The organism is uncultured Enterovirga sp., from assembly GCF_964242715.1.
In the GTDB taxonomy this organism is placed as follows: domain Bacteria; phylum Pseudomonadota; class Alphaproteobacteria; order Rhizobiales; family Beijerinckiaceae; genus Enterovirga.
On sequence record NZ_CAXTAZ010000013.1, the window covers coordinates 54131 to 75017 of the forward strand.

At 66.7% G+C, this 20887-nt stretch carries 23 protein-coding genes; 15 read left to right on the top strand and 8 right to left on the bottom strand.

From position 1 onward, the window contains the following. The first annotated feature begins 246 nt into the window (after positions 1-246). The 12 genes from ACFE87_RS09040 to ACFE87_RS09095 all read left to right on the top strand — a co-directional run bounded on the left by ACFE87_RS09040 (position 247) and on the right by ACFE87_RS09095 (position 14795). The gene (locus ACFE87_RS09040) at positions 247-381 is read left to right on the top strand and encodes a hypothetical protein (protein WP_375459327.1); all 135 of its coding nucleotides are present in this window, start codon (positions 247-249) and stop codon (positions 379-381) included. A gap of 506 nt (positions 382-887) precedes the next feature. After that, complete coding sequence (locus ACFE87_RS09045) at positions 888-3191, top strand: FdhF/YdeP family oxidoreductase (RefSeq protein ID WP_375459294.1); 2304 nt, start codon at positions 888-890, stop codon at positions 3189-3191. A 49-nt stretch (positions 3192-3240) separates the two neighbouring features. Then, on the top strand, positions 3241-4482 hold the full coding sequence (locus ACFE87_RS09050; RefSeq protein ID WP_375459295.1) for an OprO/OprP family phosphate-selective porin: 1242 nt from the start codon (positions 3241-3243) through the stop codon (positions 4480-4482). Between the two features lie 116 nt (positions 4483-4598). Further along, entirely contained in the window at positions 4599-5828 is a 1230-nt protein-coding gene (locus tag ACFE87_RS09055) for an oxalate decarboxylase family bicupin (protein ID WP_375459296.1), read from the top strand. A gap of 235 nt (positions 5829-6063) precedes the next feature. After that, positions 6064-7026, top strand: a complete 963-nt coding sequence (gene cyoA / locus ACFE87_RS09060) for a ubiquinol oxidase subunit II (protein ID WP_375459297.1) — start codon at positions 6064-6066, stop codon at positions 7024-7026. A 1-nt stretch (position 7027) separates the two neighbouring features. After that, on the top strand, positions 7028-9034 hold the full coding sequence (gene cyoB / locus ACFE87_RS09065) for a cytochrome o ubiquinol oxidase subunit I (RefSeq protein ID WP_375459298.1): 2007 nt from the start codon (positions 7028-7030) through the stop codon (positions 9032-9034). Then, a complete protein-coding gene (cyoC, locus tag ACFE87_RS09070; protein ID WP_375459299.1) occupies positions 9031-9711 on the top strand; it encodes a cytochrome o ubiquinol oxidase subunit III in 681 nt (226 codons plus the stop codon). The genes cyoB and cyoC overlap by 4 nt, the downstream gene beginning before the upstream one ends. A gap of 188 nt (positions 9712-9899) precedes the next feature. Beyond that, positions 9900-10292 (top strand): cytochrome o ubiquinol oxidase subunit IV, encoded by a 393-nt coding sequence (gene cyoD / locus ACFE87_RS09075; protein ID WP_375459328.1) that lies wholly within the window; start codon positions 9900-9902, stop codon positions 10290-10292. Positions 10293-10457: 165 nt separating this feature from the next. Next, positions 10458-11750 carry an efflux RND transporter periplasmic adaptor subunit gene (locus ACFE87_RS09080; RefSeq protein ID WP_375459300.1) on the top strand — a complete coding sequence of 431 codons (1293 nt, stop codon included), beginning with the start codon at positions 10458-10460 and terminating at the stop codon, positions 11748-11750. Beyond that, entirely contained in the window at positions 11747-13333 is a 1587-nt protein-coding gene (locus ACFE87_RS09085; protein WP_375459301.1) for a DHA2 family efflux MFS transporter permease subunit, read from the top strand. Before ACFE87_RS09080 ends, ACFE87_RS09085 begins: the two co-directional genes overlap by 4 nt. 547 nt (positions 13334-13880) lie before the next feature. Further along, positions 13881-14204 carry a helix-turn-helix domain-containing protein gene (locus tag ACFE87_RS09090; protein WP_375459302.1) on the top strand — a complete coding sequence of 108 codons (324 nt, stop codon included), beginning with the start codon at positions 13881-13883 and terminating at the stop codon, positions 14202-14204. A gap of 291 nt (positions 14205-14495) precedes the next feature. Then, positions 14496-14795 (top strand): hypothetical protein, encoded by a 300-nt coding sequence (locus tag ACFE87_RS09095; RefSeq protein ID WP_375459303.1) that lies wholly within the window; start codon positions 14496-14498, stop codon positions 14793-14795. Here the strand turns inward: ACFE87_RS09095 and ACFE87_RS09100 are convergent. The 8 genes from ACFE87_RS09100 to ACFE87_RS09135 form a co-directional block, all read right to left on the bottom strand. Next, on the bottom strand, positions 14770-15480 hold the full coding sequence (locus ACFE87_RS09100) for a hypothetical protein (protein WP_375459304.1): 711 nt from the start codon (positions 15478-15480) through the stop codon (positions 14770-14772). The two genes, ACFE87_RS09095 and ACFE87_RS09100, sit on opposite strands and share 26 nt — an antisense overlap. Before the next feature lie 11 nt (positions 15481-15491). After that, the gene (locus ACFE87_RS09105; protein WP_375459305.1) at positions 15492-16058 is read right to left on the bottom strand and encodes a hypothetical protein; all 567 of its coding nucleotides are present in this window, start codon (positions 16056-16058) and stop codon (positions 15492-15494) included. A 147-nt stretch (positions 16059-16205) separates the two neighbouring features. Further along, entirely contained in the window at positions 16206-16754 is a 549-nt protein-coding gene (locus tag ACFE87_RS09110) for a hypothetical protein (protein ID WP_375459306.1), read from the bottom strand. 114 nt (positions 16755-16868) lie between these two features. After that, entirely contained in the window at positions 16869-17411 is a 543-nt protein-coding gene (locus tag ACFE87_RS09115; protein WP_375459307.1) for a hypothetical protein, read from the bottom strand. After that, positions 17408-18001: a thermonuclease family protein gene (locus ACFE87_RS09120; RefSeq protein WP_375459308.1), complete on the bottom strand. Its 594-nt coding sequence runs from the start codon at positions 17999-18001 to the stop codon at positions 17408-17410. The genes ACFE87_RS09115 and ACFE87_RS09120 overlap by 4 nt, the downstream gene beginning before the upstream one ends. Then, complete coding sequence (locus ACFE87_RS09125; RefSeq protein ID WP_375459309.1) at positions 17988-18326, bottom strand: single-stranded DNA-binding protein; 339 nt, start codon at positions 18324-18326, stop codon at positions 17988-17990. The genes ACFE87_RS09120 and ACFE87_RS09125 overlap by 14 nt, the downstream gene beginning before the upstream one ends. Beyond that, on the bottom strand, positions 18323-18943 hold the full coding sequence (locus ACFE87_RS09130) for a thermonuclease family protein (protein WP_375459310.1): 621 nt from the start codon (positions 18941-18943) through the stop codon (positions 18323-18325). Before ACFE87_RS09130 ends, ACFE87_RS09125 begins: the two co-directional genes overlap by 4 nt. Before the next feature lies 1 nt (position 18944). Next, a complete protein-coding gene (locus ACFE87_RS09135) occupies positions 18945-19388 on the bottom strand; it encodes a hypothetical protein (protein ID WP_375459311.1) in 444 nt (147 codons plus the stop codon). Positions 19389-19536: 148 nt separating this feature from the next. Here ACFE87_RS09135 and ACFE87_RS09140 point away from each other — a divergent pair, with 148 nt between their 5' ends. The 3 genes from ACFE87_RS09140 to ACFE87_RS09150 are packed head-to-tail and all read left to right on the top strand — an operon-like array spanning position 19537 to position 20884. Further along, on the top strand, positions 19537-20274 hold the full coding sequence (locus ACFE87_RS09140; protein WP_375459312.1) for a lytic transglycosylase domain-containing protein: 738 nt from the start codon (positions 19537-19539) through the stop codon (positions 20272-20274). A 14-nt stretch (positions 20275-20288) separates the two neighbouring features. Continuing rightward, positions 20289-20591 (top strand): TrbC/VirB2 family protein, encoded by a 303-nt coding sequence (locus ACFE87_RS09145; protein WP_375459313.1) that lies wholly within the window; start codon positions 20289-20291, stop codon positions 20589-20591. Further along, positions 20588-20884 (top strand): type IV secretion system protein VirB3, encoded by a 297-nt coding sequence (locus ACFE87_RS09150; protein ID WP_375459314.1) that lies wholly within the window; start codon positions 20588-20590, stop codon positions 20882-20884. Before ACFE87_RS09145 ends, ACFE87_RS09150 begins: the two co-directional genes overlap by 4 nt. Positions 20885-20887: the final 3 nt, after the last annotated feature.

Below are 20887 nucleotides of genomic sequence, written 5' to 3' on the forward strand. Positions count from 1 at the left end.
CGACAGACATGCGCCAGCAAAGGTCAATAAGCCACCGCTGGTCCCAGCGCCGCGGGCTTCCGCACGAGGAGGCCGATCTATTTTCCGAGGTAGATCCAGCCTCGATTCTCGCTTCTCCGGGGCTCTTTGAGAGATCGAGGCTGGCATGGCTGACGCTTCGATGGAAGCTGCCGCGCGGATCGTTCAGCTCGCGCTGACCCTGTATTCCTGCCTTCAGGTATTGCCGCACTCTTGAACGTCTTCGCGGTGAGACTTGGGCGAGTCGCCGATCAGGCGGACGCGCTGACCACTCTGCGCGAGGAAATCGATCGTGAGACTCGCCTTCGCATCCTGCGCTGGCGATCTGTTGCGCTTGACGGGCAGTCCTGCTTGCGGCGTTAGCTGGAACTCTCACCTGCGGAGCAGTCCTGGTACTCTTTCTAGGAGAGGTCCGGGGCGCGGGCGCTGAGGGCCTCCTTTTTTCTCCTGTTCGGCGGCGCCATTTCTCACCATGGGGGCTCTGGTGGCCTTCGTCGTGGAGATGTCACTCGCGGCCCGCGGGGTCCGGCGAATGGTCGACAGCAGCGTCGATCAGGAGCCTCGTTGAGCTTCGGCCCAAGGGATCGTCCAGGTCCCGTCCGTCCGTCTGACCGTCTCCGGATTCTTCTTTCTCGGGGCCACGGGGGGTCGAGGGCGCGCCGGCGCGCCGGCTCGGGGTCCTCCAAAAGCGGCGAACTACAAAGCCTGGCCGTTGTCGCAGCTTTGGGCGCCGATCTCATACTCCGGCTGATGTAGCGGGCAGATCCATATTACGTGCAAATTCGCGCGCTGGGCATGCGGATATTCATCCAGCGGCTCGCCGGCGCCTCAGCTATCGTCCTTGCCTCAGCGGGTAGCAGGTCTGTTCAATGAGCGAGCCCAAGGTCGTGGCTTACACGGATCCCGCCGGAGGCTGGGGATCCGCGCGCTCCTTAGCGGAAATCCTCGTGCGCGAGCACATCCCGTTGTCCGGCGCCGCGATGATGATGAAGCAGAACAAGCCGGACGGCTTCATGTGCGTGTCATGCGCATGGGCGAAGCCGGCGCAGCCTCGCCCTTTCGAGTACTGCGAGAACGGGGCCAAGGCGACCGTCTGGGAGCAGACCGCGAAGCGCGTCACGCCGGATTTTTTCGCCAAGCATAGCGTGACGGAACTCCTCGCCTGGCCGGATTACGACCTGGAGGAAAAAGGGCGGCTCACCCATCCGATGCGTTACGACGCGCCGACGGACCATTACGTCCCGGTCGCCTGGGAAGATGCGCTCGCTGAGATCGGTCGCGAACTGAAGGCGCTCGAGCCGAAGAGCGCCGTCTTCTACACGTCGGGCCGGGCCTCGCTAGAGACGAGCTACATGTACGCGCTGTTCGCCCGGCTTTACGGGCACAACAACCTGCCCGATTCCTCCAACATGTGCCACGAACCGACCTCGATCGGTCTTCTCGAGTCAATCGGCGTGCCGGTCGGAACGACGGTTCTCGACGACTTCGAGGATTCGGACCTCATCATGTTCTTCGGGCAGAACGTGGGGTCGAACTCGCCGCGCATGCTTCATCCGCTCCAGAAAGCGCGCAAGCGCGACGTCCCGATCATCACGTTCAACCCGCTTCGGGAGCGCGGCCTCGAGCGCTTTACCAACCCGCAATCCCCGACCGAGATGCTGACGGGGCGCTCGACCGAGATCTCGACGCAATATCACCAGGTGAAGGCCGGCGGCGACCTCGCCGCCATCACGGGCATCTGCAAGACCCTGATCGCGGCCGACCGGGAGGCCGTGCGGGAGGGCCGTCCGCGCCTTCTCGACATCGATTTCATCGCGGAGCACACCCACGGCTTCGACGCCTTCGTGGCCTTCTGCGACGGGCAGGACTGGGCGACGATCGAGGCGCGCTCCAGCCTGAGGCGTGAGGCGCTGGAGGCGACCGCCGAGGTTTACGGGCGATCGAGCAACGTCATTGCCATCTACGGCATGGGCCTGACCCAGCATCGCACGGGCGTCGAGAACGTCCAGATGCTGGTCAACCTTCTTCTGCTGCGCGGCAACATCGGTAAGCCTGGAGCCGGGATCTGCCCGGTTCGGGGGCACTCGAACGTGCAGGGCCAGCGGACGGTCGGCATCACGGAAAAGCCGGAACTCGCCCCGCTCGACAAGCTGGCCGCGCAGTACGGCTTCGAGCCACCAAGGGAGAAGGGCCTCAACACGGTCGAGGCCTGCGAGGGCATCATCTCGGGCGACGTGAAGGCCTTCGTCGCACTTGGCGGCAACTTTGTCCGCGCGGTCCCGGACACGACCCGCATGGAAGACGCTTGGCGCAGGCTGCGCTTGAGCGTCCAGATCTCGACGAAGCTGAACCGCTCACATCTGGTGCACGGCGCGATCTCGTACATTCTCCCCTGCCTTGGGCGGATCGAAATTGACGAGCAGGAGAGCGGACCTCAGGCCGTCTCGATGGAGGATTCCACCTCGGCTTTCCACGGCTCGCGCGGGGTGGCGACCCGCGTGAGCGAGCATGTCCGGTCAGAGCCCTGGATCGTGGCGAACCTCGCCAAGGCGACGCTTCCTCCGAACCCGAAGGTCGACTGGGACGGCTGGGTTGCCGATTACGCGAAGGTCCGGGACGCCATCGAGGAGACCTATCCGGACACGTTCAAGGACTTCAACCCGCGCCTATTCGAACCGGGGGGGGTCCACAAGCCGCTCGCCGCCCGCGACCGCGTCTGGAAGACCGCGAGCGGTCGCGCCACCTTCGTCGCGCCGGACGGCTTGGACGAGGACACGGACATGCGGCACCATTGTCGCGACGTGCTCGATCTTATCACGCTGCGGTCGAACGACCAGTTCAACACGACGATCTACGGCTACGACGACCGTTTCCGGGGCGTGTCCGGGACCCGGATGGTCCTGTTCATGAACGAGAACGACATGGCCCGGCTCGACCTCAAGGACGGCGAGGAGGTCGGGCTTGTCACGAACGTTCCTGACGAGTTCGCGCGAGAGATCCGGGGCCTCACGATCGTCAAGTATGACATCCCGGAGGGCAATTGCGGCGGCTACTACCCCGAGCTGAACGTGTTGATCCCCCTCTGGCATTACGCCAAGCGGGCGAAAACGCCGGCCGCCAAGGCCATTCCGGTTCGGATCCTGAGCAAGGCGAAACTGGCGATGGCTGCATGATCGCTGCGCTTCGAGCGGGCCGAACGATCTCTGGAGAGGGCACAGAGCGATGGTGGGTCAAAAGCGGAAACGACGTTGGGGCTGGGTGGCGCTCGCGCTCACAGCGTCGGCCGGCTCTCCCGCGGGGGCGGAGGAGCCCAAGGTCACGCTGGACGCGAAGGGGTTCTCCCTGCGCGCCGGTTCCAACGACGAGTTTGAGTTCCACCTCGGCGGACGGCTGCACGCCGATTTCGGCTCGGGGGGGAGTCGTGCCGTCTCGCGCGAGTTCCCGGATTCCGCTGATTTCCGGCGGGTGTGGATCGAGCCGAAGATCATCTTTGACAAGAAGCTGATCTTCAACCTGCAATACGACCCGACGAGCGCGTCGACGCCCATCAACAACCTGTTCGTCAGCTACAAAGGCTTTTCGCCGTTCATCCTGACCGGAGGCAATTTCAAGGAGCCGTTCAGCCTCGAACAACTGCAATCGAACAACGACACAACTTTCATGGAGCGCTCGCTTGCGGACACCTTCACGCCGTCCCGCAACACCGGTTTCGCGGTGGCCGGGCGGGGGGAATGGTGGAGCCTGTCGGCCGGCGTGTTCGGCGGCAACATCAACTCGACCGTGGACAAGGGCGGCATCGCCGGCACGGCGCGGGCGACCATCGCCCCCATCCTGACCGAGACGGAAGTCCTCCATCTCGGCGTCGCGGGCAGCTATCGTTCGCTCAACCGCGCGGGCCCGGAGCAATCCTTCAGTAGCCGGCCGGAAAGCTTCCTCTTCAGGACGTCGCTCGTCGACACGGGCAAGATCACGGACGGGCGCTCGGTCGGGCGCGTCGGGCTCGAGGCCGCCTACGCCAACGGACCGTTCCGAATTCAGAGCGAGTTCATGACGGTCGACGTGGACCGCGATTTTGAACGGAGCGCGGTCACGTTCAACGGCGGCTACGTCTACGGCGCTTGGGTCATCAACGGGAAAGGCCCGAAATACTCTCTCGACGCCGACGACGCGACCGAGATTGGCGTCTTCAAGCGCGTCGAGCCGGAAAGCGGCCAGCGCGTGTCGCGTGGCGGGAGCGGTGTCTTCGAGTTCGCGGCCCGCTACTCGGCGGTCGAGCTGACGAGTCGGAACATCCGCGGCGGCTACCAGCAGGACGTCACGGCCGGGCTCAACTGGTACCCGGAGCCGTTCATCCGGATCATGGCGAACTACGTGCACGCCTGGGCCGATCCGACGGCCGCGAAGGTGACCGGGCGTGCGACCCAGGCCGACATCGGGCAGGTGCGCCTGCAGATCGCCTTCTAGACGGGAGCATCACGAGCGTGAGGCCTCCGTCCTGGTTCCCCGTCCGCATCGAAACCTCAGACCTGTAGCGTCAAGCGGGTGACGCGACGCAGGCTGCCCCTCGAAAGGGTACCCCTATGAGCATGTCACGACGACACGTCATCGCCGCATCCGGGCTCGTGCTCGCGTCCGAGGCCGCGGCCCAGACCTCGCCCGCTCAACAGAGCCCACCTGAGCCGATCGCCGGCAGCCGCGGTGCACGCGACCTCGGCCCGCGCGATGCGATCCGTGACCGCGAGAACCCGGACATCCTTACCCCGCCCAAGACCGATCGCGGCTCGATCCCGAACCTGCGCTGGTCCTTCGCGGATTCCCATAACCGACTGACGAATGCTGGATGGGCCCGGGAAACGACCATCCGAGAGCTGCCGATCTCCAAGGAGATCGCCGGCGTGAACATGCGGCTCAACAAAGGGGGCGTCCGCGAGCTGCATTGGCACAAGGAGGCCGAATGGGCGTTCATGCTGGCCGGCAAAGCCCGGATCACGGCCGTGGACCAGGCCGGCCAGAACTTCGTCGGCGAGGTCGGCCCCGGCGATCTCTGGTATTTCCCGTCCGGCATCCCGCACTCCATCCAGGGACTCGAGCCCGAGGGCTGCGAGTTCCTGCTCGCCTTCGCGGACGGAGGCTTCTCGGAGAACTCGACCTTCCTGATCAGCAACTGGTTCCTGACCCTGCCCAAGGAAGTCCTGGCCAAGAATTTTGGCGTCCCCGCCTCGACCTTCGACAAGATCCCTCAAAAGGAGCTTTACATCTTCGACGCGCCGCTGCCCGGGGCGCTCGACGCCGACCGGATCAAGGGTCCTGCCGGCTCGCGGGCGGACTTCACGTTCCGCATGTCGGCCATGGAGCCCACCTTTTCCAACAAGTCCGGCAGCGTGCGGGTCGTCGATTCCAAGAACTTCCCCATTTCGAACGACATGGCGGCGGCGCTGGTCGAAGTGCTTCCAGGGCAGATCCGCGAGCTGCATTGGCATCCCAACACGGACGAGTGGCAGTACTATCTCGAGGGCCAAGGTCGGATGACGGTCTTCGGGTCCGGAACCAACGCCATCACCTTCGATTACCGGGCGGGCGACGTCGGTTACGTACCGCTGACCATGGGACATTACATCGAGAATACGGGCACGACTCCGCTCCGCTTCCTGGAGATGTTCCGCTCCAACCATTACGAGGACGTGTCGCTGAAGCAGTGGATGGCCATGCTGCCGCCCACCCTCGTGGCCGCCCACCTCAACATCGACAAGGCGGTCCTCGAAAAACTGCCGAAGGACAAGCAGTTGGTCACCGGTCCGAACGTGACCTAGGCTCGCCCGGTCGCCCCGTGGCCCGACATCACGCGTCCGGTTCGCTCTGCGGCCAACAGCGGCCGCGGCACGCGTGGGTCGAGCACCTGCGGCCCCGCCCTCATCCATGCGGGCTGCCCTGCTCGGGCCGTTCGTGCCCGTCGTGACGTCGACGCCCACTCGAGCAGGGACAACACCGGTGTCACGCTGGGCATGCCGCACGGAAAGGATGCTGCCGTCGGTTGCCGGGAGCCCCGTGGCGGCCAGGGCGGGCCCCGTCATCATTGCCGCATCGATGCTTGCGGGATGCCAGTCGTCCCTGCTCGACGCGCAGGGGCCGGTCGGCCGGGCTCAGGCGACGATCCTAATCAACTCCGTCGTCATCATGCTGGCGATCGTGGTCCCGACCATCGTGGCGACGCTGGCATTCGCCTGGTGGTTCCGGGCCTCGAACACGCGGGCGCGGCGACGCCTCGACTGGTCCTATTCGGGCCAGATCGAACTCGTCACCTGGTCCATACCACTGCTCGTCATCCTGTTCCTCGGCGGCATCGCCTGGGTTGGTTCGCACGACCTCGACCCTTCCCGCCCACTCGCCTCGGAGAGGAAGCCGCTGAGGGTCCAGGTCGTTTCGCTCGATTGGAAGTGGCTGTTCATCTACCCCGACCATGGCGTCGCCAGCGTCAACGAGATGTTCGCCCCGGCGCGGACCCCGATCAGCTTCGAGCTGACATCGGCGAGCGTCATGAACGCCTTCTTCGTCCCCCAGCTCGGCAGCATGATCTACACCATGAACGGCATGGCGACGCGCCTTCATCTCCAGGCGGACGGCGAGGGCGAGTTCCTGGGACTCTCAACCCACTTCAGCGGGGACGGCTTCCAGGGCATGCGCTTCGCCTTTCGCTCCGTCGGGGACGATGCCTTCCAGGCATGGGTCGAGGGCGCACGAGGCTCGGCGTCGGCCCTCGACCGGGCAGGATACGAAGAACTCGCCAAGCAGAGCCTGAACGCGAAGCCCGCCAGCTACCGCGCCGTCGATCCCCACCTCTTCCACGACATCGTCTCGCAGGCGATCCCACCGTCCGGGGGCCCGGAGGGCGGGCAGCCGACGCCCCAGGTGTCCCACCGATCGTCGACCTTTCAAGCGCCGGTATGCACGCCCGCATCGCCCCGTCGCGAGCCCACTGCGTCCTTGTCCTCGCCTCGCACGAGGAACTGACATGCTCGGCAAGCTCACGCTCGCGGCGATCCCGTTCGACCAACCGCTCCCGCTCATCGCGGCCGCCGCCGTCGGGCTCGTGCTCCTCGGCGTCATGGCCTGGATCGTCCGGGCCGGGCACCTTCCGTATCTCTGGCGGGAATGGATCACGAGCGTCGACCACAAGCGCATCGGCGTGATGTACACGCTGCTGGCGCTTGTCATGCTGCTGCGCGGCTTCACCGACGCGATCATGATGCGCACGCAGCAGGCGCTCGCCTTCGACGCCACGGGTTTTTTGCCGCCCGAGCACTATAACCAGATCTTTTCCGCCCACGGCACGCTGATGATCTTCTTCGTCGCGATGCCGTTCATGATCGGGTTGATGAACTACGTGCTGCCGCTGCAGCTCGGCGTCCGCGACGTCGCCTTCCCGACGCTGAACTCGGTCGGGTTCTGGCTGACCGCGACCGGCGCGCTCCTCGTCAACCTCTCGCTCGTGGTCGGCGAGTTCGCCCGAACCGGCTGGTTGCCTTATCCGCCGCTCTCCGAGCTCACCTACTCGCCGGGGGTTGGTGTCGACTATTACCTCTGGTCCATCCAGATCTCCGGCGTCGGCACGCTTCTCTCCGGGATCAATCTCGTCACCACGATCCTGAAGATGCGCGCGCCCGGCATGACCTACCTGCGCATGCCGATGTTCTGCTGGACGGCACTCGCCTCCAACCTGCTGATCGTCGCGGCCTTTCCGATCCTGACCGCGACGCTCGCCATGCTGACCCTCGATCGCTACCTCGGCTTCCACTTCTTCACGAACGAGGCCGGCGGCAACGTGATGATGTTCATGAACCTCATCTGGGCCTGGGGGCATCCGGAGGTCTACATCCTGATCCTGCCGGCCTTCGGCGTGTTCTCGGAAGTCGTGTCGACGTTTTCGGGCAAGCCGCTCTTCGGTTACCGATCGATGGTCGCCGCCACGATGGCCATCTGCCTCCTCTCCTTCACGGTGTGGCTGCATCACTTCTTCACCATGGGGGCAGGGCCGAACGTCAATGCGATCTTCGGCGTCATGTCGATGATCATCGCGGTGCCGACGGGCGTGAAGGTGTTCAACTGGCTGTTCACGCTCTACGGCGGCACAGTCCGTTTCGAGACGCCCCTGCTTTGGGCGCTCGGCTTCATGGTCACCTTCGTGATCGGTGGCATGACCGGCGTGCTCTTGGCCGTGCCGCCCGCCGATTTCGTGCTCCACAACAGCCTCTTCCTGGTCGCCCATTTCCATAATGTCATCATCGGCGGCGTGCTGTTCGGCGGGTTCGCGGGTTACGCGTACTGGTTCCCTAAGGCCTTCGGCTTCCGGCTGCATGAGGGGCTCGGCAAGGCCGCCTTCTGGTGCTGGGTCATCGGCTTCTACGTCGCCTTCATGCCTCTCTACTGGCTGGGCCTGCTGGGCATGACGCGACGGATGCAGAGCTACAGCGTCGCCGCCTGGCACCCCTGGCTCCTCCTCGCCGGCGTCGGGGCCGCGATCATCCTCGCCGGCATCGGCTTCCAGGTCGCCCAGCTCTGGGTCAGCATCCGGCGTCGCGCGGAGCTTCGGGACGTGACCGGGGACCCGTGGGACGGGCGCTCCCTCGAATGGGCCACGGCCTCGCCGCCGCCGCCCTTCAATTTCGCCGTGCCGCCGAACATCCGGGGCGAGGAAGCGTATTGGGGCGTCAAGCAGCGGGCGCGCGAGCAGCAGCGGCTGAGCGACGTGCCGGCCTACGAGCCGATCGAGATGCCGCGCAACAGCCCGACCGGGGTCGTGTGCGCGTTCTTCGCGACCGTCATCGGCTTCGCGATGATCTGGCACATCTGGTGGATGGCGGCCCTCGGCTTCGCGGGCGCCTACGCCACCTTCGTGGTCTTCGCCTGGCGCGACCGAAGCGAGGAGGAGATCCCGGCCGAGACGGTCGCGCGGCTCGACGGGATCAACCGGCAGAGCCGGTTCACGGCTTTGCACGCCCGCGCCGGGCAGCCCTCGTGACGAGCGCCGCCCTGCCGCTCGACCGCGCGCCTGCGAGGGAGGTCGATCCCCACCGCGTCGGGCACGGCCGCGCGACCTCCTCGCGCGCGTCGGGGCACGGCAGCGGCGGACCCGCCTCCAAGCGGACCATCGTCGGTTACGGGTTCTGGATTTTCCTCCTCAGCGACATCGTGATGTTCGCGGCCTTGTTCGCCGCCTATGCGGTGCTGGCCGGGAGCACGGCAGGCGGCCCCCGCGGGGCGGAGCTCTTCGACCTCACGAACACCGTGATCGAGACCGGCTTCCTTCTCGCCTCGAGCTTCACCTGCGGGCTGGCGACGCTCGCCGCCGAACGTCGGCACGCCCTCCCGTTCCACCTCGCCATGGCGGCGACCTTCGCGCTCGGGGCCGCCTTCCTGCTTCTAGAGATGCACGAGTTCTCCGATCTCGTCGCGCAGGGCGCCGGGCCGACCCGATCGGCCTTTCTGTCCGCCTTCTTCACGCTTGTCGGCTGTCACGGGCTCCACGTGACCGCCGGCCTCCTCTGGCTTCTCACCATGATGGCCCAGGTCCTCGCCAAGGGCTTCCGGCCCGATATCCAGCGGCGCATTCTTTGCTTCGGCCTGTTCTGGCACGCGCTCGACATCATCTGGGTCGCGGTGTTCACCGTCGTCTACCTGCTCGGGAGCGCCGTATGAGCGGAAAGCGGCACTCGACCCCGCCCGGGCAGGGCGGATCGCGGGCCGAGAGCCTGCGCACCCGTCTCGTGACCCTCATCGGCGCGACGCTCGCGTCCGCCCTGCTGCGCGCCGTCCTGCCCGCACCCGCACCCGCACCCGCTGCCCCGTCACTCGAAAGCCCGTCGGACCACGATCCCGGCCGCGGCATATGGACGGGCCCGGGACCGACGGGGGGCGACCGGGCTCCAGGCGATCGGCCGGCACCAGAAAGCGATTTCACGCCCGGGCTCGGCAGCTATGTCATCGGGCTCACGCTCGCGGTGCTGCTCACGGCAGCGTCCTTCACGGTCGCCCGCTACGGCCTCGTCTGGAAGCCGGGCGTCCCCATTCTGCTCGTCGTGCTCGCGATCGCCCAGATGGGTGTCCATCTCGTCTTCTTCCTCCACATCACCACCGGGCCCGACAACACCAACAACGTCATGGCGCTCGCCTTCGGCACGCTCATCGTCATCCTGCTGATCGGAGGCTCGCTGTGGATCATGGCCAACCTGAACCACAACATGATGCCAATGGACGAGATCATGAAGAGGCAGCGATGAAGGCTCGCGCGCCCGCCCGGAAGCGTCGCGGCTTCCTCGAGCCGACAACAGCCCGACCCGCTCCGTGATGCGGCGAGCCAGGACGCGTGCTGGGCGCATCGTCGTCCCGATTAGCCTCGGCCTGTCGAGGTCTTGCGTCCAGCCGGACGCAGATAGTCTGCTTCGATGCTGAACTCCGACGAGCACGGTAAAGGGGGCATCCGGCCCGCCGCTGAGGACCGGGAGCCAGACGCACCCGACCCCCTCACGCGGGCTGGAGCCGATGCCGAGGAGGGCCGACCTCGCCGGAGCGAGCAAGCGGGCCCGAAGTCCGACGATGGGCACGGCGGCCGCAAGCAGGAGCAGGAGCAGGAGAAGGGAGCGCCGGCCGATCGGGAAGGCGAGACCGAGAAAAGTGAGGAGCCCGAGAAGCCCTCCAAGACCGCCGCCGCGCTCGGCTTCGTGCGCCGCCACCCGATCGCCGTCGGGGTCGGGACGATCGTCCTTGTCGCGGCGGTCGTCGCCGGGGTGCTGTGGTACCTGGACGCCCGACATTTCGAGACGACCGACGACGCCTTCATCGACGCACGCCAATTCGCGGTCTCTCCCAAGGTCGGGGGCTACGTGGTCGAGGTGGCGGTCACGGACAACCAGCATGTCGCCGCCGGAGGCCTGCTCGCGCGCATCGACCAGCGTGACTATCTCATCGCCATCGACCAGGCCGCAGCCCAGGTCGAAGTGGCCGAGGCGGCCGTCCAATCCGCGGCGGCCCAGATCGTGGCCCAGCGGAGCCAGATCGAGGAAGCGCAGGCCCAGGTGCAGCAAACGCAGGCGGCCGGCGACTTTTCGCGCGACGAGAACCGGCGGGCGCAGGATCTGGTTCAACGAGGCGTCGGCACCGTCCAGAGATCGCAACAAACCGCGAGCGATCTGAGCCAGGCACAAGCCAACCTCGCCCGCACTCAGGCGGCGGTGAACGCGGCGGTCCGGCAGATCGCCGTGCTCCAGGCGCAGCAGAAGAGCGCGACCGCAAACGTCGCGCAGGCCAAGGCCCAGCTGGAACAGGCCAGGCTCAACCTGGCCTACACGGACGTGAAGGCCGACCAGCCCGGACGGGTCGCGCGCCTGACCGGCGCCCGGGGCCAGCTCGTGCAACCGGGCCAGGCCCTCTCGATGTTCGTGCCGGACGCGATGTGGGTCACGGCTAACTTCAAGGAAACGCAGCTCGCCGACATGCGGCCGGGCCAGCCCGTGGACATGACTATCGACGCCTATCCGGGCCGCACCTTCCGGGGCCATGTCGATTCGGTGCAGTCCGGCTCCGGCACGGTCTTCAGCCTGCTGCCCGCCCAGAACGCCACCGGCAACTACGTCAAGGTCGTGCAGCGCGTGCCCGTGAAGCTGGTCCTCGACAACCTGCCGACGGATGTCACGATCGGGCCCGGCATGTCGGTCGTGCCCAAGGTCCGCGTCAGATGAGCGGGGCGGCCCCACTCAAGGACGCTCCCGGCGGGGTGAACCCCTGGCTCGTGGCCGTGATCGTGTCCCTGGCGACCTTCATGGAGGTGCTGGACACGACCATCGCCAATGTGGCGCTGCGCTACATCTCGGGCGGGCTCGGGGTCGGGCCGGACGAGGCCTCCTATGTGGTCACCACCTATCTAGTGGCGAACGCCATCGTGCTGTGCGCGTCCGGTTGGATCGCGGCGGCGATCGGGCGACGCAACTTCTTCCTGATCTGCATCTGCACCTTCACGGTCGCATCCGTCCTGTGCGGCTTCGCCTGGAACCTCGAATCCCTGCTGTTCTTCCGCGTGCTGCAGGGCTTTGCCGGCGGCGGCATGACGCCCGTGGCGCAATCCATCCTGGCGGCGAGCTTCCCGCCGGAGAAACGGGGGCAGGCCTTCGCCGTGTATGGGATGGCGGTGGTAGTCGCACCGGTGGTCGGGCCGACGCTCGGGGGCTGGCTGTCCGACAACCTATCCTGGCATTGGTGCTTCCTCATCAACGGTCCGGTCGGGCTTGTCTGCGCCGTGCTCGTGTATCTCTTCGTCAAGGAATCTGCCGCCTCGGAGCGGGAACGAAAGGAGCGCATGAGGAAGGGAATGGCCTTCGACTGGATCGGCTTCCTGCTTATCGCCTCGTTTCTCGGCTGCCTTGAATACTGCCTCGACGAAGGCCAGCGCGAGGACTGGTTCGGATCACGCACCATCGTCACCTTCGCGACGATCTCGATCGTGAGCCTCATCCTGTTCGTGCCCTGGGAGCTCACCCGAAAGGCCCCGCTCATCGATCTGAGGATGCTGGCCGGGCGGCAGTTCGGCTCCTGCTTCCTCATCATGCTCGCGACGGGCGGCGTCCTGATCGCGACGACGCAGTTCGTGCCCCAAATTCTGCAGGAGTACTACGGCTACACTGCTACCTGGGCGGGGCTCGCCCTGTCGCCGGGCGGGATCGTCACCGCCGTGGTCTTCGTCATCGCGGGGCGGATTTCCGGATACGTGCCTGCGAAATGGCTCATCGCAACGGGCGCGGTAATCATCGCGGCCGCCATGTACAATAGGACCAACATCTACGGAGACCTAAACTTCGGCTGGTTCGTCTGGCAGCGCATCTATATCGGGGTCGGGCTCCCGCTGATTTTCCTATCTATCACCAGCGCTTCGTATGAGGGCATCCCGCCCGAGAAAACGGATCAGGCGTCCGCGATCATCAACATGGCCCGCAACACGGGAGGGTCCATCGGGGTCTCCATCTGCGCGAACGTGCTCGCCGACCGCCAGCAGTTCCACCAGAGCCGCCTCGTGGAGAACGTCGTGCCGTCCGCGCTCGGCTATCAGGAGACCCTTCAGCAGGCGACGCAATATTTCGCGCAGTACGGGTCCGGTGCCGACGCAGCCGGCCAGGCCGTGGCCTGGATCGGCCAGCAGGTTGCAACCCAGGCCGCGTTCTTGGGCTATATCGACCTCTTCTTCGCGCTCTGCCTCATGGCCTTGGCGATGGTGCCGCTTGCCTTCCTGTTGAAGGGCGGAACTCCGAAATCGGGCACCGTGGCCCACTAGTCGCGGACAGCTGGAGAAGCGACGGTCGTGCCCGCGCCATGGACGCGTTCTCAGAGTGCGGTCACCCTTCGGCGAGTTCCCTCGTTCCTCGCCTGATCAGCCGCGTTCCGATCTCCTCGACCTCGCGCAGCATCCCGCCAACCGCGTTGCGGCAGGGCAGGGCGCTCGAGGCGTGTGTCTCGTTCCGCAGCTCGAGCGCGATAGATAGTAACAACCAGCCTGCATGCTGGGCCTGTTGTCCAGCTTGAAGCGCTTGCGTGCGCTCGGCTAGTGCAAGGGCGACGGCTTCCGGCCGGTGCCCATCCTAGCGCATAGAAGCAGACGCAGCGACGGCCGCTCCAAAGCCTTCCATGATGTGGAGCAGAGCGCGCGGGTCGGCTGCGGCCACCCAGTAGGCTAGCCGGCTGACGGCCTCGTCGAGATCGTCAAGAGCTTCATCTGTGAGCTGCGACAAGTCAGCGTTCCTTACGGCTTGGCCCAGCGCGGAGCCGGTCGATGTTCACTATAGTTTGTCGCACGGCACTATGCATCCCGGCGACCTCGCCGCATGGACATGCGTAAGGTCGTGGGCCTGAACGTGCTGCGGATTCGGCGCGAGCGGGGCATTTCGCAGGAGGAGTTGTCGTTCCGGTCCGGGTTCGGGCGTGCGTACCTGAGCGGACTTCAGACCGGCAAGCGCAATCCGACGGTGGTCAGCCTGTGGGAGATCGCGAACGCGCTCGACGCGGAGCCGGCCGACCTTCTGCGCGCAGCGGCGCCAGAGGACCAGCCGACGGTCGGCCTGTCTCGGCCGAAGCGGCGGGGCCTGACCAAGCGCCAGGCGATTCGGGCGTCCGGACTGACCGAGAAGGGCTGGACCGAGCCGAAGTAACGCTTTGTGCAGCAAGAGGCTTGGGCCCGTTCAGATCGTGCAACAGGCCGACGACCTTTTCAGAGACTGACCAGGCGGTTTGGGGCTACACGCTTCTTATGCGGAATGGCGAGGAGTCGAGTCCGAGCTAAGTCGTTGTCGAGCGGCATGAGTTGGCACGTCGCCCAGCTTCCATTCGCATAAGATATCCTGAGGAACTGCCCTCAATCGCATGCGCCGCACTGGTCCTCTGCCAGGTGCGCGCTCCGTCAACGATGGACTGTGAAGCAGGAAGGAAGATCAGGAGAGAACGTGTTTGATCTTGGCAATGCCGCGACACTCGCTCGTGAATTGAAGGGTCGCTACGATCCGCTGAGAGCCGTTACGCTGACGGCAAGGTTGATGCAAAAAGCCATGTTTGCCGGACGATCGGACGACGTCGTCTTCTGGGCGCTTGTCTACGCGTTCTACCGCGGGCACGGGCTCAACGCACTTACGAGCGAGCAGCTCGATGCGTTTCGCGCCGAGTTGCTAACGTCGTTGAAGCAGCCCACCTCTTCCCTCGAAACTGACACGACGCCAGCGGTCAAACGTCGGTCGACGAGACGATAATCGAGGCGCTCCCTGGCGTTGGCGGCCTCGAGGCGATCCCAACCGGGGTAGTCGGGAAGTCGCCAGGCCCGATCGGCCCGCAGGCGACCTGACCCTCCCGACATTTCGGGTCTGCCTGAGCCCGCGCGTTCCTGGCCATCCCGCAGATCGTCGTACCGTTGATGTCAGCGAAGCCGGAGCATTGCCCGGAGCTCACCATGCGCTGGCAATTACCCGTGCCGAGCTGAATGCACGAAGCAATCAGGCTCGCGTCCACCTTCTGGCCGTCGAAGGTCGACATGGAAGCGAGCTGACGCACGGCCGATGAGTTGTAGCCGTCGTTCGTCAGGCTGGCCCAGGCATTCACCTGCTGCTGCAGCGACATGCATCCATAGCCCTCCGGGGTCGTTCCCGCGTAATCGCGAACGTTCCGCCTGTTTAGCTGGAAGATGCCGGTGCAGCAGCTGCCATTGTAGACCCCCTTATTGCCGCCGGACTCGAACCGGCCAAGGCCTCCGAGAGAGCAGGAGGTCGCCTTCAGGTCGTCTCGCAGCGGCGAGTTCCGGACCGCGTCTGTGATCTCCTGGGCGGAGTAGTTCGTCCGCTCGCAATATTGCCCGCGCTGGGCGGCGGCCGATCCTACCTCGGCGACGACACTTACGAAGGCGGTCAGCACGAGGAGAGCTCGCGCGGCACGGGTCGACACGATCTGCTCCTTCACCGGACCGAAAATGTGCGGGCGCAGGCTGGAACGTCCTTGCCGCCGACGCTCGTGCGAAGCGCGATCGTGCCGGCGACCGGATCAAAGCGCGTGAAGTTGCCGTCCGTCCTGTTCCTGGAAGGAAGGTCAGGGTCGGAGTGATCGGCGTAGCATCCCGCGACGGTCTTCAGGTTGAGAAGTCTGCCGTCCTGCAGAGTGGCGATGCGAACGGGGCAGGCGGACGCCTCGATCTCGGCGCCTTTGCTGTTCGCGCCGTGATCGCAGGCTCGAGAGGACGCAACGCTCACGATGATGGTCCGCTCGCCCTCCCGATAGTTCGAGGAGAGGGCGGTCAGCAGCGCGTTCCTGCCGTGCAGCGGACGTTTCAGCTGAGTCGTGATGTAAGCGTTCTGCTCGCGGATCACGTCCGGCCAGACGATCGTCTGGAGGGGATCGACGGTCGATGGAGTGGAGAAGTCGTGGAACGTCATCGCCCGCCAGACGCCAGGAGCGGCCTCCTGGGCGGGCGCGGCGCTCGCTACCGTGAGCGCCACGGCGGCGACAGTGAGGACTAACGTGCGCATCGCGATCTCCTTGTGCTCAAACCTGCGGTTCAACGGGCATGGCCGGGGATGCGGTCCAGGCCGTGCGAAGCACGCCCCGGCAGGGGTCGCCTTGACCGCATCCGCATCGGCCATGGCAGGGTCGGGAACAGCAGAGCCTCATCGGGCTCATGGCGGGGAGAGCGGCACGTTGAGGGAGCAGCCATCGACCGCTCGACCCTCGACCACGAGACCGATCTTCACGACCTTCGCGGCCGGATCGTAGGAGCCGTAAGCCGCGGCGCGGCTCTGCTCCGAGGTCGAGCCGGTGATCGGCGTCACGAGTTCGAGGAAGCAGGCGGGACCGCCGTCCATCGTGCGCACCATCACGCCCTCGTAGATGGCGAGCCGCATCGGGCAGAGCTTCACAGTCGCCCGCGCGGACGCTCCGACCTCTTTCAGGGTGCAGCCGGTTGCGGTGTTGAGAATCGTGACGACGACGGATTTCCGAGGGCTCCAGATCACAAAATGCGCCTCGGTCACGGGCGCGTTACCGTCCCGAAAGCGCGTGTCCCCGCGGGAAAGGTACACGCGATTGTTCTCCTCGATCGCGTCCCGCCAGATGTCGGCGTAGGTCCGGGTCGCGTCCGACGGCCGCTGGAGGTCGGCATAGGCCAGCGGCCGCCAGGCTTGCGGGTCCGGCGTGATCTCCTGCGCGTGTCCAGGGACGGCCATCATCACGGACACGGCTGACGCAGACAGCCACGGCCGGAGCGCTATCGGGCCATGCCAGCCGATCTGCCGTAGAGCTGCAGAGGCACAGACAGAAGCGCGCGCCTTCTTCACCGGCGCTCACTCGTACCGGTCGCGGAACGGCAGCCACGACCAGGGATCGTTCGGCGACCGCTCGCGGTTGAGCCAGGGCGCGGGCGAACGTGGCGGATCGACCGGGTGCATGGCCCAAGTTCCGCGGGCGTAGGCGAAGTTCACCGGCCGCCGACCGATCACCGCGCCGCTCGGATCGAGGAAGTCGGTGGCGCAGAGGACGACGGGGCCGCGGTAGCGTGCGACGCGCGCGGTCTGCGGGTCGATCGCGCCCGGCTTGCAGCCGAAGAGGCGAACGGAGGTGGCGCGCAGATCGGGCGGGGCGCTCGCCAGGTGCCGCCGATAGGCGTCGTTCGCCTGCGGCTGGGTCGGATAGGCGGCCCGCTCGGTGAGGACGGGCGCGAAGGTCGAGCGGTCCGACGCATATTCGAGGCGGCCCGGCTCGACGCGGGCTGGCTCGTATAGCCGATCATCCGCCGCCCGGGCGGTGACGATCACGATCGGCGGGGGAGGGGAGGCGCAAGCCGCGAGCGCCAGCACGGACGCGAGCGCGAGGACCGTGGCCCTCATCGCGGTCGCTCCTGTCGGGCAACGCGATCGGGGTCCGGCCGCCCGGCCCTGAACTCCCATGGCATCTGGAACGTGCTCGCCCAGAGGCCGCGATACGCCTTGCGAGCCTCGCGCTCGGCCGCCGCGTAGGCCCGGATCTCCGGATCGATCCCGGTCGCGGGTAGGGAGACGGCGATCCCGTCCCGCACCATGGCGGCCGCGAGGTCCGGGTGTGAGGCGGAGGCGCAGCGCGCCAGCTGCTCGCCGGCCTCCTCCCGGACGGTCGCGCAGGACAGCCACCGGTTCAGCGTCGCCGCGACGAGCCACGCCGTCGCGACCGTGCCGCAGGGCCAGGGCTGACGCCCGAGCCGAGCCACCTGGCCGGGCGCGCATGTGTCGACGCCATGAAGGCGGTAGACGGTCCCGCTCTCAATGTCACGGAAGCGGCGGCCGTCGAGCACCTCGACCCGGAGCGGCGGCAGCTGCTGCGCGGCCTCCGGCCGATTGATGCCCGCCCGCTCTTTCTCGGACGGCTCCGCGACCACAGCCGCGCCCGCGGCGATGCAGCCGGCGGTCATTAGGGCCCGGGCGAGACGCTTACCGGCCGGCATCGTCGCGAGGACCGACGTCGAGCTTGTGGAAGGCGTTCGCGACGACATCGGTCGTGTAAACCGTCTCGGCGCCCCGCTTGAAGCTGCCTTCGGCGACCCGGCACTCGGCGTAGACAGCGTCTCCTTTTCCGACATGGGCAAGCGCCCAGGCAGCGATCTTCTCGTTCAGCAGGCTGACCGTGACCCAGTCGGTCTCGTCCTGCCGCTTGCCGTCCCGGTCGGTCCAGGAGCGATCAGTCGCGATGTTGACCTTCGCGGTCTTCCCGAACGCCTTCGGGGCCTGGCCGACCCGGCCCCGCAGGATGAGCAGGTTCGTGGTTTTCAAGGGTGAGTCCTCCTTGTTTCTCGCGCGGTCGGGTCGGGGCGAGCTGGCGACGACGGCGCCGCCGAGGCGTCGGCCTGAAGGGCGCGCTGGATCACGCCGGTCGGGTTCGGCAAGTCGGCGAAGGCCCAGAGACCGGCCCGGCTGCGCTCCGCGACCTGCTGTGCGGCCAGATACGGCGCGTGAACCGGCTTTCCGTCCGGGCCGAGCGCCGCGAAGGCGAAGCCGGACGCGATGAGCGCGGTCCCGAGGTCGATGCGCGAGCCGGCGCCTGCGCCCCTGGTCGGTTGCGCCACGCAGAACACGAACAGCGTCTTGGCGTCCCCGAGCCGGGCCGCCTCATGGCATTGCGGCCTGAGGTCCCGGACGAGGGCGACCAGCATGGCGAGAGACGCCTCGCCGCAATCGCGCTTCGCGCCATAAGCGTTCGTGAAGCTTGTGCCGCGGAGGCAGGACTGGACGCCGTAGAGCCGGTGGGTGACGCCGCCGTCAATCCAGCTGTCGCCGGTCTGGTAGGTCGCCGAGGCCGGGACCGGGAACCAGCGCGGCATCGCCGGATCGGCGCCGGCGGGCGGCGTGATCGCGACCATCCCGGCAAACACGAGGGCAGCCCGCCGCACGTCAGTAGTCTTTCAGCGGAGAGTTGGAGCGCTGCACGCCGGCGTTAGTTCTCATGTCGACGAAGCTCGCATGCGACCGCAAAGTACGGGCAACGGCGGGGTAGGTCGCTCGCCAGGACGCGTTCTCTGCCGACCCGCACACCTGCTGCGGCAACGGCTCGTGGACGTCACCGTCCTGCGATGATGCTCCATCATCGTCCCGGGCGGGCGTCAGGCCGGCCGGACAGGACGAAGGGGGCTCGTAACCGATGCCGATCTTGCTCGCCTCGAGACAGACGGGCCAGGGACGCTTGAAGGCGAGCTGCCGGAAGAGCTCCTGCATAACCGGCACGCAATAGGGGATCGCGGCCCAGCCCGGTGCGGCCGCAGCCGCGCAGAGGAGAACCTTGCAGCCGAAGGACGCGTCCTGCGCCGACGCCTCGTTGATGTTGACAGGGGCCAGCACGAGGAGGGTGGCCAACGCCGAAGGAAGGCAGGTTTGGCGCACGCGAGGAAGAGGGGCGAGGGGGTGGTTGACCACGGGCATCGGTCCGTTATACCAACTGACATTATAGTGTCTATCTCGGACGACGTCGTTGGGCAACGTGTTTCGAATGGCTGCCGCGATCGGGCTGGGCCTGGTCGCCTCCCAGGTTGACAGGACGGCCGAGGCGCAGAACGCGGCGATCGTCGACGCGGCCGGTCGCGTTCTGCCGGTCCGGGCGGCCGCGACTCGACCCGACCTGGCCGTGCGCGTGCCGAAGGGGCCCTGCACCGAGGCGACCGCGCTTTCGCCCGAAGCAGCACGCGTACTCGTGGCCCGGGTCGCCGGCGAGGAGGAGTTCTATCCCGAGTTCGTGCTGGCGGTCGCCAAGATCGAGAGCCGGTTCGTCTCGACGGCCCTCTCCGACAAGGGCGCCTACGGCCTGATGCAGCTGATGCCGGACACGGCGAAGCGGTTCGAGGTCGATCTCTGCGATCCTGAGAGCAATGTCAGGGGCGGTATCCGCCTTCTGCGCAGCCTGCATGCGCGCTACCGGAACCCGCTCTACATTCTGGCCGCCTACAACGCCGGCGAGGAGGCGGTGCGGAAGAGCCGCGGCGTGCCGCCGTACCCTGAGACGGTGCGCTTCATCGCCGACGTCCTCAACGACTTTTACACGCGGCCGAGCCCGGGCGGCGAGAAGGCGTCCGCCCGCCTGGCAGCCTCAGCGTCACCCGGCATCTTCGAGTTCGAGCCGGCGAAGCCAGCCGCCGCTCCCGACCGCGCGAAGCCGGTCGCCTCACCCCCGCCCCCGACGGTCGCCGCCGCTCCGCGCTGGAACGACGGCTTCGTCCTGCATGTCGACTGAGAGGACCTGCCTTGATGCAAACCTTCGTTCGCCGATTGCCGTCCACCTTCGTGATGCTCGCCCTGAGCGCCGGCTCCGCCTTGGCGCAGGCCGGCGGCACGCTCCAGCCCGTGCAGTCGACCCTGAACCAGCTCGTGCAGGCGCTGACCGGCCCGATCGCGACCGCGCTCGCCACCCTCGCGGTGATCGCCTGCGGGTTCTTCGCCTGGTCCGGCCGGCTGACCTGGGGCATCGCCGGCAGCGTCATCTTCGGCATCGTGCTCGTGTTCGGGTCGGCCCAGATCGTCCAGTTCTTCCAGTCGGCGGTCGGATCGTGAGCGCCCAAGATCTCGAGGAGCCAGTGATCACCCCGCTTGTGCGCGCGCTGACCCGCGCCCCGACGCTGATGGGCGTGCCGTACATGTACTTCATGTTCAACGGCGTCGTCTCGTCCGTCTGCTTCTTGCTCTCGCACAACCTCCTGATGCTGCTGGTCGCGATCCCGCTACACCTGTTCGGCTACGTGATGACGCTGCGGGACGATCGCATCTTCGAGATCCTGTTCGTGAAGTCGACCAAGTGCCCGCCGCGCTCTCGCGCCTTCTGGGCCGCCGACAGCTACGCGGCCTGAACC

Coding starts and splice junctions, on each gene's coding strand:
- ACFE87_RS09045 (WP_375459294.1), top strand. CDS start 888: ATGAGCGAGCCCAAGGTCGTGGCTTACACGGATCCCGCCGGAGGCTGG.
- ACFE87_RS09050 (WP_375459295.1), top strand. CDS start 3,241: ATGGTGGGTCAAAAGCGGAAACGACGTTGGGGCTGGGTGGCGCTCGCG.
- ACFE87_RS09055 (WP_375459296.1), top strand. CDS start 4,599: ATGAGCATGTCACGACGACACGTCATCGCCGCATCCGGGCTCGTGCTC.
- cyoB (WP_375459298.1), top strand. CDS start 7,028: ATGCTCGGCAAGCTCACGCTCGCGGCGATCCCGTTCGACCAACCGCTC.
- ACFE87_RS09080 (WP_375459300.1), top strand. CDS start 10,458: ATGCTGAACTCCGACGAGCACGGTAAAGGGGGCATCCGGCCCGCCGCT.
- ACFE87_RS09085 (WP_375459301.1), top strand. CDS start 11,747: ATGAGCGGGGCGGCCCCACTCAAGGACGCTCCCGGCGGGGTGAACCCC.
- ACFE87_RS09090 (WP_375459302.1), top strand. CDS start 13,881: ATGGACATGCGTAAGGTCGTGGGCCTGAACGTGCTGCGGATTCGGCGC.
- ACFE87_RS09105 (WP_375459305.1), bottom strand. CDS start 16,058: ATGCGCACGTTAGTCCTCACTGTCGCCGCCGTGGCGCTCACGGTAGCG.
- ACFE87_RS09110 (WP_375459306.1), bottom strand. CDS start 16,754: ATGATGGCCGTCCCTGGACACGCGCAGGAGATCACGCCGGACCCGCAA.
- ACFE87_RS09115 (WP_375459307.1), bottom strand. CDS start 17,411: ATGAGGGCCACGGTCCTCGCGCTCGCGTCCGTGCTGGCGCTCGCGGCT.
- ACFE87_RS09120 (WP_375459308.1), bottom strand. CDS start 18,001: ATGCCGGCCGGTAAGCGTCTCGCCCGGGCCCTAATGACCGCCGGCTGC.
- ACFE87_RS09140 (WP_375459312.1), top strand. CDS start 19,537: ATGGCTGCCGCGATCGGGCTGGGCCTGGTCGCCTCCCAGGTTGACAGG.
- ACFE87_RS09145 (WP_375459313.1), top strand. CDS start 20,289: ATGCAAACCTTCGTTCGCCGATTGCCGTCCACCTTCGTGATGCTCGCC.